The 15112-nt window shown below is 43.5% G+C and carries 10 protein-coding genes; 4 read left to right on the top strand and 6 right to left on the bottom strand.

Features of this window, described 5'->3' with window-relative positions; all coding sequences use genetic code 11:
* Positions 1–211: 211 nt before the first annotated feature.
* From IPM71_12940 to IPM71_12925, 4 genes are all read right to left on the bottom strand, one after another.
* Positions 212–421 carry a DUF2281 domain-containing protein gene (locus IPM71_12940; GenBank protein QQS50479.1) on the bottom strand — a complete coding sequence of 70 codons (210 nt, stop codon included), beginning with the start codon at positions 419–421 and terminating at the stop codon, positions 212–214.
* A 95-nt stretch (positions 422–516) separates the two neighbouring features.
* Positions 517–1791, bottom strand: coding sequence for a polysaccharide deacetylase family protein (locus tag IPM71_12935; protein QQS50478.1), 1275 nt, complete (start codon positions 1789–1791; stop codon positions 517–519).
* A gap of 22 nt (positions 1792–1813) precedes the next feature.
* On the bottom strand, positions 1814–4294 hold the full coding sequence (locus IPM71_12930; GenBank protein QQS50477.1) for a Smr/MutS family protein: 2481 nt from the start codon (positions 4292–4294) through the stop codon (positions 1814–1816).
* 93 nt (positions 4295–4387) lie between these two features.
* Entirely contained in the window at positions 4388–5113 is a 726-nt protein-coding gene (locus IPM71_12925; protein QQS50476.1) for a YdcF family protein, read from the bottom strand.
* A 141-nt stretch (positions 5114–5254) separates the two neighbouring features.
* Between IPM71_12925 and IPM71_12920 the strand changes: the two genes are divergently transcribed.
* The 3 genes from IPM71_12920 (at position 5255) to mtaB (ending at position 8796) form a co-directional block, all read left to right on the top strand.
* Positions 5255–5959 carry an oxidoreductase gene (locus IPM71_12920; protein QQS50475.1) on the top strand — a complete coding sequence of 235 codons (705 nt, stop codon included), beginning with the start codon at positions 5255–5257 and terminating at the stop codon, positions 5957–5959.
* 93 nt (positions 5960–6052) lie between these two features.
* Complete coding sequence (locus IPM71_12915; GenBank protein QQS50474.1) at positions 6053–7507, top strand: MiaB/RimO family radical SAM methylthiotransferase; 1455 nt, start codon at positions 6053–6055, stop codon at positions 7505–7507.
* Positions 7504–8796: a tRNA (N(6)-L-threonylcarbamoyladenosine(37)-C(2))-methylthiotransferase MtaB gene (gene mtaB / locus IPM71_12910; GenBank protein ID QQS50473.1), complete on the top strand. Its 1293-nt coding sequence runs from the start codon at positions 7504–7506 to the stop codon at positions 8794–8796. Before IPM71_12915 ends, mtaB begins: the two co-directional genes overlap by 4 nt.
* 15 nt (positions 8797–8811) lie before the next feature.
* Here mtaB and IPM71_12905 read toward each other — a convergent pair whose 3' ends face one another.
* Both IPM71_12905 and IPM71_12900 read right to left on the bottom strand, forming a co-directional pair.
* The gene (locus IPM71_12905) at positions 8812–12180 is read right to left on the bottom strand and encodes a hypothetical protein (GenBank protein QQS50472.1); all 3369 of its coding nucleotides are present in this window, start codon (positions 12178–12180) and stop codon (positions 8812–8814) included.
* An 81-nt stretch (positions 12181–12261) separates the two neighbouring features.
* Positions 12262–12717, bottom strand: a complete 456-nt coding sequence (locus IPM71_12900) for a hypothetical protein (protein QQS50471.1) — start codon at positions 12715–12717, stop codon at positions 12262–12264.
* 174 nt (positions 12718–12891) lie between these two features.
* Between IPM71_12900 and IPM71_12895 the strand changes: the two genes are divergently transcribed.
* Positions 12892–15060 carry a CotH kinase family protein gene (locus tag IPM71_12895; protein ID QQS50470.1) on the top strand — a complete coding sequence of 723 codons (2169 nt, stop codon included), beginning with the start codon at positions 12892–12894 and terminating at the stop codon, positions 15058–15060.
* Positions 15061–15112 lie beyond the last annotated feature (52 nt).

The raw sequence follows: 15112 nt of genomic DNA, 5'->3' as shown, positions 1-15112 counted from the left end.
ATGAACATGATTTAAAAAAAGTAAAAAGTTAGAGAGGATAAAAGGAGAATTGCTGTGTGGTTTAATGGCTATTTTTCCCAAATTATAGGATAATTCTAAATGCTAACATAAAAGATGATATCCTTGTTTTCAATTATCTGCTTGGTTTTATGAGGTAATTTAGCATTGTCGGTAATGAACCAAATCAATGCATGCGTATCTATCAGTAAGTTCATTTTAAATAATCACTAAATCCTTCAATTGGATCATCAAAATTATCTTTTATGGCTATAAGACCTTTTGCCTTACCCGATATTCTAATTGCATTTTTGCTGTCACCTTTTTTTGACTTAAAGTTTAAAAAATCGATAAAATCAGCAACCTCAGATTTTAAATCTGAAGGTAACCCTGATAATTTTGTATATAGTTGAATATCAGTCATACTTTTATATGTTTAACCCAAATTGCGCATTAGCGCAAATTTACTAATTATTACTCAGATTTGTCATTTGAATCTTTGCATTAGTTAGTACATTACTAAGCTGCTTGTCCAATAATTCCTTCCAACACTTCCTTCCATCCTTCCCACTCGCCCTCTCCGGAGGCACTGTCGTTGTGCCAGAGAAGGGTAAACTGTCCGCCAATGGATTTTATTTTCCCGGACAGCGATAACAAGCTTTCAAAGGCTTCATCAGGAGACAAGCCCAAGTAATCCTTTAATGTACGGTCCATGGCAACAAAAGGAACCACAAGCAAATGGCTTTCCTTTTCGGCGGGCAGGTTGTACCAATAAAAAGGCCTGCTTATTCCTGCTCTGAAACCGGGTTGGCTGGCATAGCCCATGGAGTGTTCTTCGAGTATGCCTAGCTTTATAAGATGCTCATAACTCGCCGGAAGCTTAAATTTTAAAAAGTGCTGACGACTGTGGCGGGGCTTATTATGCATCAGAAAAGAGAGATTGTAATACTCTTTGCTTAATAGCCGGTAGTTTTTGTGCGAAACATAAGAAGGATGCAGCCCTGCTTTATTGTGGTCATTAATTCCCGAAACCAATTTGCGGAATGCTTTTCCTTTCCTGCAAACTTTCGGATCAAAGGGTTTTTCGCCATGCATCAGGAAGAAATAACGTATCGGTTTGGAAAGTTTCTGTTCGAGTGATGCAAACCATGAATAGGAATCCCAGGGATCGGTACTAAAGCCCGCACATACTTTAATCCTGTTTGTTATTTCGTTCCAACGGCCGGTAAAAAAGTCTCGCAGCAGGGCACCTGAAGTAATTAAAAACCCGCGGTGTGCATATTTCCATGCCTGATCGACATCCACAGTGAGCTGAAATTGAAAATTTTCCAAAGGAAAAGGTACTTTCAAGCATTCTGCCAGGTGCTTTACCCAGAGTTCCACTACAGGCTCCTGTAAAAAACCATAACGATAGGCCACACTGTCTTCGGCCCTGTAACGTCCATGTTCATCGGGTTCGTGGGGAAGGTATTCTTCATAACGGCTGCAGAGGTAAAACACTGCCGAAAAAATATCGAATTTCAGATCGCCCTTTCCATGGTGAAAAAGGGTTTTTATTCCATCCAGTTCACCCGGATAAAGTTCGTGATTGCCAATGCCGGTTTGTTCAAGCAATCCCGAAGGTTCGATGCGAAAAGCACCCTCGATGGACTGAGAACTGTAGTTGATGGTTCCTGAACCTGCCTCTGAAAGCTGGTTGGTAAGAATGTAGGGCTGCTGAAGTATAGTTTCAAACACCAACCGACAAACATATTGTAAGCGCGGACCTGTTTGGGGTGAATAAATGGTGAGCATGCTATTCAGAATTTATTACTGTTTAATATTCTAAAACCACTTCTGTAATTCCAGCGCCACCTCTGTCGGCATGGGCATCGGTGCACGACTTTACATAGCCCGAGGCCAGAAGATACTCGCGAATAAGTTGTCGCAAAATACCATTGCCTTTTCCATGCAGAATGCTTAGCTGGTGGGCCCCTGACATGATGGCTCCATCGAGAAATAGCTGTATCTGCATCAAGGCAGCTTCGCCACGCAGGCCTCGCACATCGATATCGGGTTTAAAACTAAATCGTCGGGCCTGCAGTTCGGGAGAAAGGCGGGTTTTTACTGCGTTTTTTACGCTCTTTTCTTCTGACTCATTGCCACGTACAATTTTATCGGCATGCACTGTGCTTATCATATTTCCGAATGCAACTGTAATGTATTTACCTTCTGTTTTTATCACTTCTCCCTCCGAATCCATGCCCTGCAGTTTTACCTTATCGCCTGCTTGCAAGACAGGCTCTTTTTTAGGTTTTACCTTTTTCAAACTTATCTCTTTAAGCTCGGTGCTGCGTTCGACCAGAGTTTTTCCGGCCTTTCGCAGTTCTTCCTGCTTTTTGGTATAAGGATCAGCTGTTTCGGAGGTTTTTTTCTCAAGCTGAGCGCGGTCATTTTCAAAGCGTTCACGGACAATGCGTGTATGTTCCTTTTCGGCCTGTGCCTCCTTTATGTCGCGAATGGTGCGTTCGATGGAGGCATTGGCTTCTTTTAAAAGCATTTTTGCCTCTTCTTTCGCTTCGGAAAGTATGCGGCGACGTTCTTTCTGAATATTTTCAAGCTCCCCGCCATAGCGCGCATATAACTCATCGAGAGTCTTTTCCACCTTCCGGATACGTTGTCTTTTTTCTTCCCAATAGCGCTTGTCGCGCGCAATTTCGCGAAGCTGTTTGTCGTAATTAAAATGTTCTTCGCCTATTTTGGCAGATGCACTTTGAAGAATATCTTCCGGAAGTCCAATTTTTCGGGCAATGTCGATTGCAAAAGAACTACCAGGCTTACCAATTGATAGTTGGTAGAGCGGCTTAATCGATTGCGAATCGAAAAGCATGGCACCATTGGCAATGCCAGGTGTTTGCGACGCAAAATGCTTCAGGTTGGCATAATGGGTGGTGATGACACCAAACACCTGCTGCTGGTGAAGCTTCTCCAACACCGCTTCGGCAATGGCCCCACCCAGGTTGGGCTCGGTGCCGGTTCCAAATTCATCGATAAGCAATAAGGTACTCTTGTTGGCATGCTTCACAAAAAACTTCATGTTCTCGAGGTGGCCGCTGTAGGTGCTCAGATCGTTATCAATCGATTGTTCATCACCAATGTCGATAAAAATGGATTCAAAAACCCCAGCCTCAGAATTGGGACTTACAGGTACCAGCAATCCGCATTGCAGCATATACTGCAGCAACCCCACCGTTTTAAGACACACCGATTTACCCCCGGCGTTGGGCCCGGAGATAACCAAAATGCGATTTTCGGCAGTGAGGTAAATATCCAGTGGCACAATGGATTTTTCTTCGGCTGAATGGGCAAGATAGAGTAAGGGATGTACAGCCTGCTTCCAGCGGAAGGCCTGTTCATGGTTCAGAACAGGCAGACAGGCTTTAATTTGTCTGGCAAAGCGTGCCTTGGCACGCAAAAAGTCAATAGTGGCTAAAAAGTCATAGCTCGCCAGTAGGTTTTCTATTTCGGGTCGCAGAAAATCGGCAAAGGCCAGGAGTATACGCTTTATTTCGCGCGATTCGGCCAGCAGCAACTCGCGCACACGGTTGTTGAGTTCTACAATGGCAGCAGGCTCCACAAAGGCAGTTTTTCCGGTGGCCGATTCATCGTGGATCATTCCACCTAATCGTCGCTTACCAGCTGCCAACATAGGAATCACCGGCCTTTCGTTCCGAAAGGTGATGTCGGCATCTTCCTCCACAAGACCCTCGGCCTTGGCTTGCTTGAGAATGGAAATGAGCTTCCTGTTGACTTCTGTTTGCTTTTGGCGCAGCGTGCTGCAAATATCCTGTAACTCAGGCGAAGCATTGTCTTTTATCTTGCCGGTATCGTCGACAAGTCTGTTTATTTCTTTGATGATAGCCGGAAATGTTTCGACCTGAGAAGAAAGCTGATAAAGTAGCGGATATTTCGAACGACGTTCGGCGTCGGCAAAAAACCTGGAAATTTGAATAATAACCGCCAGCGATTTTCTTATCAGCACTAGATCGACTACCTCGGGAAAGGCTCCTTCGACACGCGCTTTAAGAATGCTTTTACGGGCATCGAGGTAGCCGTCCTGCGGAAAATGTTCTTCCATCTCCAGCACTGCCTTTAGTTCGGAGGTTATTTGCAATTCAGACTGAATGATTTTAAAATCTGTCATGAACCGCATTTCCTCTGCCCGCTCGCGACCCAAATCGCACAAACAGGACTCTATTATCATGGCCCGTATGCGGTCGAAACCTGTTTTTTGCTCGAAACCCGAAGGATATATCACCTGAAATAATATTTACTAAGGCACAAATTTACTTTAAATGAAAGAATGCACAAATCGAAGTGAATATCTAAGTCTTTATGGCCAATAGGGATATTAAATCCAACCCCGTAGTTTGTAGTAGGCCAAAGCGCAGTATTCGCGCACCACGGTAATTTCGTATTGAAGGTAACTCCACATGTTGTAACGCAGGTTAAGTACCGATCGGTTTTGATCTTCCTTTCGAAGCAGGCTCTTTTCAGAGATTCCCTTTTCGAATGCAGGAGTACTTCCGACAAAACTGAAGCCGGCCTTGCGAAATACCTGTACCGACCTGTACATGTGTTCGGGAGTGGTTACCAACCGAAACACCAGGGTGTCGAGTGCTTGCAAGGAAAACATATCCTTTATGGCCAGAGCCTGGGTATAGGTGCTGTACCCACTGGTCTCGAAAAGAATGAGGCTATTATCCACTCCGCGCATAACCAATTCATTTCTCAATTGCAATTCAGGCGAGCCATAGGGATTGGATGTATCTGCCGGAATGGCGATTATGATCTCTGCCTTGGGTGCTCTTTCCCAAGCCCCTGCCGCATAATAAGCCCTGATCAGTCCATCGGCACCGGGCATTCCTCCACCTCCCATCAGCACAATATAATCCGGATCGGCAGAAAGTTCACACTTGTGGGTTCCTAAGGTGTAGTACTGCCAATAAGGAATGTGTGTAAAGCTTAAAACAAGTGCGGTAAAAAATAGAATGCCCAGAACCAGCAGCAATTTCCGAAATACAGAAGCTACAAGTTTATAAAGCTCTCTGAACGAAATGTTGCTTTTAGCTACCATGGCTTTTCTTCAATATTGTATGCAATCAGGATTTAGTATACTACAACCGAATGGATTGTTTTGTTAAAATGCATAATTTTTGAACAATCTGCAATTTTTTCCGTTAGAGAGGTTTATTTAGAATTAATTCAAATAGCAGGTATGAATCAACAAGAATACACCCCCGATCAGTTACTAAGCCCTAAGAATGCCTCAACGGAAGATACGGTTTTCCGCATTCATTCGGTAAAAAACCTTACCGAATCGACCTACATTCTTCGCTTCGACAGGCATGGAATGGAGTTTAGCCCGGGACAGCATATTACACTGGGTATGCCGGATGACAAACAGCTCAGGGAATACTCGGTGTACAGTGCCAACAATGTAGATTATCTGGAGGTGTTGATTAAAGAGGTTGAAGAGGGACATGTATCGAAAAAGCTTAAAAAGCTCAGTGCCGGACAGCCCATTAAGGTGGAGGGTCCTTTTGGATTCTTTACCCTTGATGCAAAGAAAACTGCCACGCACAAATACCTTTTTATTGCTTCCGGAACAGGCATTGCACCCTTCCACAGCATTGTAAACAGCCATAAAAATCTGAAATACACCCTGCTGCATGGGGTTAAATTCGGCAATGAGCAGTATGCTGCCCATGAATATCCAGAGGGAAGCTATATCGGCTGCACTTCACGCGACCGGTCCGGTACCTTTCATGGCCGTGTAACCGATTACCTCCGTGCGCATGCCATCGATTCCGATACTTTGGTATATCTTTGCGGCAATTACGAAATGATTCACGAAGTGTATGATATCCTTACTACCAAAGGAATCTCGCCCGACAATATTCGTACAGAAGTATATTTCTAGCATAAGGTAAAACAGAAGATTACTTCGATAAGGAGAAAACCTGACAGAAGTTTATTTCGAGGCTTGTACTTTGTGCTCACAAGTTTGATAAAAATGAAATACCACGTTGTAACCTTAGGTTGTCAGATGAATAAGTCGGACAGCGAACGGCTTAAGCATGTAATTGAAAGCATGGGTTTTACCTGGTGCGATGAAGAAGAGGACGCTGATTTTCTTGGTCTGGTTGCCTGTTCGGTGCGCCAGAAAGCCATCGATAAGGTGTATACCAAAATCGATAAATGGAATAAATGGAAAAATAAGCGCCAGCTGGTTACCTTTGTTTCCGGTTGCGTATTGCCTGCCGACAGGGATAAATTTTTAAAGCTGTTCGACCTGGTTTTTCAGATGAGTGAACTATCCCAGCTTCCTGCAATGGTAAGCCAATATGGCGTTGCCCTTCCTGTGCGGATCCAGCATGAAGAGAAGGTTGAAATGCAAGAGGAACTTGCAAATCAAAGCTCTATTGATTTCACACAAATCAGGTTCGACCATAAAACAACCATTGCCGGCAAGCCGGTGCTGATGAACAAAGCCGACCACCGCATCGAACAATTCTGGGATATCAACCCCACCTACAATTCTAACTTCGAAGCCTTTATTCCTATTCAGAATGGATGCGATAAATTTTGCACCTATTGCGCAGTGCCCTTCACCCGTGGCAGGGAAATATCGAGGCCTTCGGGTGAAATTATTGCCGAAGCAGAGCGTTTAGTCAGAAATGGTTACAAATCCATTACTCTTCTCGGACAGAATGTAAACTCCTATGGACACGACAAAAAGGGCGAAGAACTGAGTTTTGCCCAGCTGCTCGAAAAAATTGGACTCATGGGCGAAGAAAGTGGGCGCGACTTCTGGGTATATTTCACCTCGCCCCATCCCCAGGATATGACCGACGATGTGCTCGAAACCATTGCACGATATAAATGCCTGGCTAAACAGATACACCTGCCCATGCAATCGGGCGACGACCATGTACTCATTCGCATGAACCGGAACCACAACCTGAATGATTACCGACGCATTGTGCAATCGATCCGCCGTATTATTCCACAGGCAACCCTTTTTACCGACATCATCGTGGGATTTACAGGCGAAACCGAAGAGCAATACCAGAACACCGTATTGGCTATGAAAGAATTTCAGTTCAACATGGCCTATATTGCCCGCTACTCTCCCCGGCCGGGAGCACGCAGTGCCCGCTGGGACGATGATATTCCTTATGACATAAAAAAGCATCGTTTGCACGACCTCTCCGACCTTTTGGCGAAGCAATCGCTTGCCTATAACCAGAGCCTGATTGGCAGTTTGCAAAAAGTGCTGGTGGTGCAAAAAGACCGCAAAGGAAGGTATTTGTCGGCTGTAAACGAAGGAAAAATAATTGTGCGCTTTGCCTGCGACGACGAAAGTCTGATTGGCCGTTTTGCTATGGTTAAAATAACCTCTGTTGTCGATTTCGCCACCGAAGGCGAATTGATAAATGTGTTTGAAGAAGTAAATAGTGTAGCATGAACAAAAAGCGCGTAGCCTTTAAAACACTCGGATGCAGGCTCAACCAGTTCGAAACCGATTCGATTATCACCGATTTCAGCAAAGCCGGTTATGAGATTGTTCCCTTTCATGCACCTGCCGATGTGTACATTGTAAACACCTGCACAGTTACCAATCAGAGCGACCAGAAATCGAAAAACACCATTAACCAGGCTGTGCGTCACGCCGGCAATGGCGGCATCACTATTGTTACCGGATGCATGGTAACCAGCCAACAGGAATACCTCGAGAACCGCAGTGACCTGACTTATGTGGTCGGTAATAAGGAAAAGAGTTCAGTCTTTCCCCTGGTCGATGCCCACCTGAAAGGTGAGATCCTTCACCCCAACGACCTAAAGCAGGATTTATTCAACTTTACAGTAGTAGAGGACGGAATGCATACCCGCAGCATGATAAAAATTCAGGATGGCTGCAACAATTATTGCACCTATTGCATTGTACCCAAAGTGAGAGGCAGGGCCAATAGCCGTCCTGTACAGGATGTGTTGGACAACATACGCCAGGTGGTAGATTTGGGTCGTAAAGAGGTTGTGCTTACGGGTGTAAACATTAGCCGCTACCGCAGCGAAGGGTTGAGTTTTGAAGATTTGATAGAAAAGATTCTGGTTTTACCCGGCGATTTCAGGGTGCGCATCTCGTCGATGGAACCCGAAGGATTTACAGAGAAATTTATCGACTTATTCCAAAACCCTAAGCTATGTCAGCATCTGCATTTGTGCCTGCAGAGTGGTTCTGAGAAAGTACTCGACCTCATGCGCCGTTTTTATTCAATCGACCAATACCGGAGTCTGATTGATACCTTTCGAAACAAATACCCGAACTTTAACTTTACCACCGATATCATCGTTGGCTTTCCGGGCGAAACAGAAGAACTTTTTGCGGAATCATACAAAACTGTGCGAGAAATTGGGTTTGGGCATATCCACACCTTTAAGTATTCGGTGCGTCGAGGAACGCTTGCTGAGAAAATGCCAGGCCAGGTAAATGAAAAAGTTAAAACAGAACGTAGCGAACTCATCCGTCAGCTTTCCGATGAGAGTAAATACCATTACAGGCAAAGCCTTATAGGCAAAGAACAAATGCTACTGGTTGAAAAACCGGAAGGAGGCCTTAAGGCATCGGGCTATGGAGAAAACTTTGTGCCAGTATGGGTAAAAGGCCATACACTTGCAAAAAACAGCTTTCAGAAAGTAGTAATAAGTGAAGTGCTGAACGACAAGGACAAAACCGTGCTGGCTAAACTTGTCTGAGAGGCTGATTCAAAGTTATTCAGCCAAGGGGCATGTAAACGAAACTGTTGTGCCTTTCTCCGGTAGGCTATCAATCCAGATTTTACCTTTGTTTGCCTCCACAAATTCCTGACAGAGTATCAGGCCCAATCCGGTACCTTTCTCCCCTTGTGTACCTTGTGTGGTGGAGGAATGACCAACAGAAAATAGTTTCTCGCGCTGATCATCGCTTATACCTACTCCTGTATCACTCACTTTGATGAGAAGCTCTTTTTGCCCGGTATTGGGAATAATATCTATTTCTACCCTGCCATCGGCAGGAGTAAATTTGATGGCATTGGCCAACAAGTTTCGTAGCACAGTAGCCATCGATTGTGTATCGACAAGGGCATGGAAAGCATTGTTTTTCTGAAGAAAATCAATATGAATCTTTTTCTTTTTTACCACTTCCTGAAAGAGGTGAATATTCTCCTCAATAAGTGCTGTGATATTGATAGGCTGAAAATGGTAACGAATGTGGCCGGCCTGACTCCTGGACCAGGTAAGCAGGTTGTCGGTAAGGTTGTTGAGTTTTTCCGTTGAATCGACAATCAGCGAAATAAATCTTTTTCTTTTTACGTCATCGTATTGATCGTAATTTGCTTGCAACAAATCGGCAAAGCCAAGCAAAACATTGATAGGATTTTTCAAATCATGCGCAATAATAGAAAAAAACTTATCCTTGGTGGCATTGCTTCTCGTAAGTTCAGTATTGGCATTTTCGAGCACCTTTGCCTGAACCTCCAGCTCACTGTTTTTATCGGCAAGTTCCTGAGTTTTCTTTTCTACAAGCAGGCCAAGCTGAACACTCTGTGCTTGGATCTGTGCCACCCGGCGCAGGTAAATCAGAATAATTAAACCTGCTATTGTAAGTAATACCATCAACCTAAACCACAAAGTTTTCCAGAAAGGAGGGGTAATTACTATCCGTAAAGTTTTCTCTGTTGGGTTCCAAACACCATCGTGGTTGGAGGCCCGTACACGAAACACATATTCACCCGGATTTAAATTGGTGTAAGTAGCCAAACGGTGAGCAGATTCAATTCGATTAAACTCCTTTTCAAAACCTTCGAGCATATATTCATATGCGTTGTCTTGAGGAAAAGCGTAATGTAAGGCTGCAAATTCGAAGGAGAAAATATTTTCGTGGTAGCTGAGTACCACTTTGTCCATTTTATTGATGTCTTTTGTAAGGATAATTTTTCCGTTAATTTCCTCGCCAATCAGAACTGGTTTATTCGCAATGCGCATTTCTGTGATTACCACCGCTGGAAGATATTGATCGAGGAGGATATGCTGAGGCTGGAATCGGCTAAACCCGTTAATTCCGCCAAAATAAAACTCATCTAAGGAATTTTTATATCCTGCACCCCAATAAAACTGATCGCCCTGTAAACCATCATGACGATCGTAGGTGTTCACTTCGAGGGTATTGGGATTAAACCGGGCAAGGCCTTTGTTGGTGCTCATCCAAAGATTACCACTTTCGTCCGACAACAGGGTAAAAATAACATTGTTGGGCAAACCATCCTTGTCGGTATATTGCCTGATACTCTCCACCGAATCGCCTGTTGCATTTAGTTTTATTACCTGCAAGCCGCCACCATAGGTACCCACAAATATGCTTTGCTTGTCAATTTCCGGATTATGATGAATGCTGATTATCCTTTCGTCATTCAATCGAACTCCTTCTTCACCTTCCTTGGCATATTTCACTACCCTGAAGTTGTCGGTAAAAGGATTATCGGTTTTTCTTTCGCGAATAAAATGATTGAGCCCGCCGTAGGTACCCACCCAAAAATTTCCAAAGGCATCACTTAAAATGCAATTGCTCTGCACACTGTATTGGGTAATGGACTGATTGTCTGCTGAAAACTGGGTAAAGTTACGGTACGATTGGCTGGAAGGGTTGTAGATACTCAATCCGTCTTCGGTTCCAATCCAAATATTGCCAAAACCATCGTCGTAAAAAGCATGTACGATATCCGACAAAAGCGTGTTTTCCTGATTCTTTTCTCTGCGCAGGTTTACAAATTCCTTTTTACCCTGAGGAAGCATATAAACCCCTTCTCCCCAGGTGCCAACCCAGATATTCTTGCGCAAGTCAGCATAGGCGCACAATGTCGAGAACACATTCAGGTGAATACCTTTGTAATTGCCCATGGCAAGAGAATGGAAATAGCCCGGTTTGGGTTCGAAAATATTAATACCTCCACTCATGGTCACAACCCAGATATTTCCTTCTGCATCTTCTGTAAATCCTCTCACAATATTGGAGCTTAATGAATTTGGAAGATTAGAATTGTGGCTATATGTAAGGATTTTCTTGGTCGATTGATAAAATACGTTTACTCCTCCACCACCAGTACCCAAATAAAGGATTCCTGATTTATCGGAAAAAATGCTTATTATATCGTTATGGCTTAGACTAGCAGGAATATTTTCGCTGTGAATATAGACTTTAGATTCAGATTGAAGCTTTTTCTGCTTTACAAGTCCAAATAGCGTGGCGTAAATGTAATAACCATCAAACTCTTTTATATCATTAATACCGTATTCGAATTGGTTTTGAAAGGACCCGGATGAACGGTCAAATACCGATAGACCCGAGTGTGTGCCTACCATTATTTGCCCCTGTTTGTTCAGATATAGCGAATATATTTCATTGCTTTTAAGGCTTAAAGGGTCGCCAGGAATTTGCTTATAACAAGTAAAAATGGAGGTTTGGGGGTCGAAATGGTTCAGTCCCTGGTCTTGAGTACCTACCCAAATGCTACCATCGTTATCCACAAGTACTTCGGTAGTTAGATTACTGCTAATGCTGTTGCCCTCGGTAGCACTGGCTTCAAAAATCAAAGTTTGGCCGGTAAGGGGATCAAGACGGGTAAGACCCCCAAAAAAAGTGGAAAGCCACAAAAAACCTGAACGATCTTGCACAATGCGTGTAACCCGGTTGCTGGCAAGAGGGTGGTCTCCCGACATGGTATAGGTTGTAAAATTTTCTGTTGAAGGGTCGAAACGGGAAAGGCCCCCACTGTTGGTACCTATCCAAAGGATGTGTTGCTTATCAAGAAATACATCCAGAATGTAGTTATCGCAAAGTGAGTTCGGGTCATCAGATTGCCTGTAAATTTTCATCGTGTAGCCATCGTACCGGCATAAACCATCGAGCGTACCAAACCACAAAAAACCAGATGAATCCTGAACAATGTCGCTCACAATATTATTGGCCAAACCATTCTCCTCTGTAATATGCCTGAATTGCATATCGAAGGCCACTTCCTGGCTCTGAAGCTTGTTAGTCGCTAATTGGAAAAAGAGCAGAAAAATAATGAAAACTACGAAACGCCAAATTGCCTTTGTCATGAAATAAAACCTATACTTCTAATATACACAATTATATCGTGTAAACGGCAATTCGTATCTCAAGATTCAAAAATGTCGGTGTTATTCCTCACCGGTCTCCACCATTTGCAATTCAGTGAGTATACCCGCCTCGAACCAAAAGTTCAGACCGGCATCGAATACACTGAGCAACACAATGTCGTTTCCATCGCCCACATCAATTTTTTCCGATTCATATTCGCCCAGGCTAAGGGCATCAATCAGGCTGGTAATTTCGCCCAGGGTTTTTCCCATAATCTTTACACCGGCCATGGTGCATTCTTCAGAATTGATGGCAATGGCAGACAATTGCCAGTTATTCCCTTCAATAAATTCAACCGAACATTCTAAATCATCATAATGCCAGATTTCAATTTTTCCTTCTTCTTCGTCGCCTTCGTCATTCTCTTCAATTTCATCCGGCTCGCCCATTTTTTCCTTCAATATTTCGCGCGAAATTCCAAATAGAAATTCGTCTATCCCTACGCCTATTTTAACTTCCAGATTTGGTGCTTTCATTTTTTTCAGTTTGTTTGCTTAAAGTTAGTCTATATTTTTCACGGTGCAATAATTGAAAGAGAGGGTTACATTTTTTGTTTGAGGATGTATATGAATTGTGGGTACTTTTGCACTTCTTTGTTCCGAATCTAAACCAAAACCTTCCTGTTCCGTAGAACACTAAAACTCTTTCGCATGCTTCGATTCATTTTTGCTTTTTCCATTTTCATTTGGAGTGTTTCTGCATATTCTCAAAACCATTGGGAAACTATTGTACTTGCCAGTGACAATTGGCAATATTTGCCGGCCACCTCGGCACCACCTTCGGGATGGAATCTGCCTGGCTTCGATGCTTCTTCCTGGCAAACAGGTCCGGGTGGAATTGGTTATGGCGATGACGACGATGCCACTATCATACCGGCAATAAACTCAGTATATCTTTTGCAAACATTTCAGGTAAACAGTCTTAACGACATACTCGAATGCCATTTGGATGTGGACTATGATGATGGATTTGTAGCCTATCTTAACGGAATCGAAATAGCCCGCTCTTCGAATGTAGCGGAAACTATACCGGTTTTTAATAGTGTATTAACCGATGGACATGAAGCATTCATGTATCAGGGGGGCAAACCAGTGCGATTTATCTTTGAAACTTCAATGCTTCAGGAAGGTAATAACCTGCTGGCTTTGCAGTTTATCAACCAGGGCATCAATTCATCGGACCTTACGGCCATTGTATTTCTAAATGCACTGATTGCCGGCGAAACGCTTCAATACAACGAAACTGCAGACTATTTTCTGCCACCCTATGGTTTTAGTGAAGGTGATCTACCCATTGTGAAAATCAACACACAGGGAATAGAAATTCCCGATGAGCCAAAAATTACTGCCACCATGGGCATCATCGACAACCCGAATGGCCTGAACCAGCCAACAGATGCACCCAACGAATATGACGGATTTATTGGCATAGAAACAAGAGGAAGCTCCTCGCAATCATTCGAAAAGAAAAATTATGGACTCGAAACACGCGATTCATTAGGAGCCAACAACAATGCTTCACTTTTGGGTATGCCAGCCGACAACGATTGGGTACTCCATGGCCCCTACTCCGACAAAAGCCTTATGCGCAACGTACTTACCTTCTATCTGGGCAATTCCATGGGACGTTATGCCCCTCGTACAAGCTTCTGCGAATTGTTTATCAACGAAAACTATACAGGAGTATATGTGTTGATGGAAAAAATCAAAAAAGACAAATTCCGTGTAAACATTAGCACCCTGAACCCAGATGAAATTACTGGTGATGACCTTACAGGAGGGTATATTGTAAGCATCGACCGGGCTGAAGACTTTTGGATATCGCCCTACCCGGGAATGAACGGATGGGGAGAAATTGTGATTAACTACATCTACCCCGATTATGCCGATATGCCTGCGGTGCAAAGAGACTATATCCGCAATTATGTCACATCTTTCGAAAACACCCTTAACAGCAGTCAGTTTGCCAATCCCGAAACAGGTTATGCAGCCTACATCGATGTAGCCTCTTTTATCGATTATTTTCTGATCAACGAACTAAGCAAAAATGTAGATGCTTACCGTTTGAGTGCTTTTATGTACAAAGACAAAGATAGCAAGAATGGGAAGCTCACCATGGGTCCCTTGTGGGATTTTAACCTTGCATTTGGCAATGCAGATTATTACGATGGATGGAATACATCGGGATGGATGTATGAATCGGTAGCTGAAGGAGATTATTTTCAACCTCCTTATTGGTGGGAAAGATTGCTCGAAGACCCACTCTACCGCGGACAATTAAAACAACGCTGGAACCAATTGAGAGCTGGGGTTTTTAGTGTGAATACCATCCATAACTACATCGATTCTGTTGCTGATCGGATTAACAATGCGCAACAACGAAATTTCGAAACCTACCCGATACTGGATCAATATGTTTGGCCCAACGCCTTTGTTGGTGGAAGCTTTCCGGCAGAAATCGATTATTTAAAAAGCTGGATCAGCAGTCGTCTCACATGGATGGATAGCGAGATTGCAAATTTTGAGACCATCAATACCCTTTACGAGAACAGTCTGGCAAATAACAATATCAGCCTATACCCCAATCCGTTTACAACCAGCACAAGTCTGAAGTTTATGCTCGACAATGCCTCTCCTGTAACATTTCATGTATACAATTATTTAGGTCAGTTGGTTTTCGAAACCAGGCTTGAAGGCCATACTGGTGCGAATGAAATTGAGATTACAGCCTCACAACTAGCTTATAAGAAAGGACTATATTTGTTCACACTAAATACGGGAGCTGCAATAAAAGCCAGCGGGCGTATTGTGTTGCAATAATCTGTTGCCAGAAAAAGCAGGCAATTCACAGAATTCTTACACATTGGGAAAA

The organism is Bacteroidota bacterium (genome assembly GCA_016699695.1).
In the GTDB taxonomy this organism is placed as follows: Bacteria; Bacteroidota; Bacteroidia; order Bacteroidales; family UBA10428; genus UBA10428.
The sequence above is the reverse complement of the archived record's forward strand: the minus strand, read 5'-3'. Positions and strand labels throughout refer to the sequence as shown.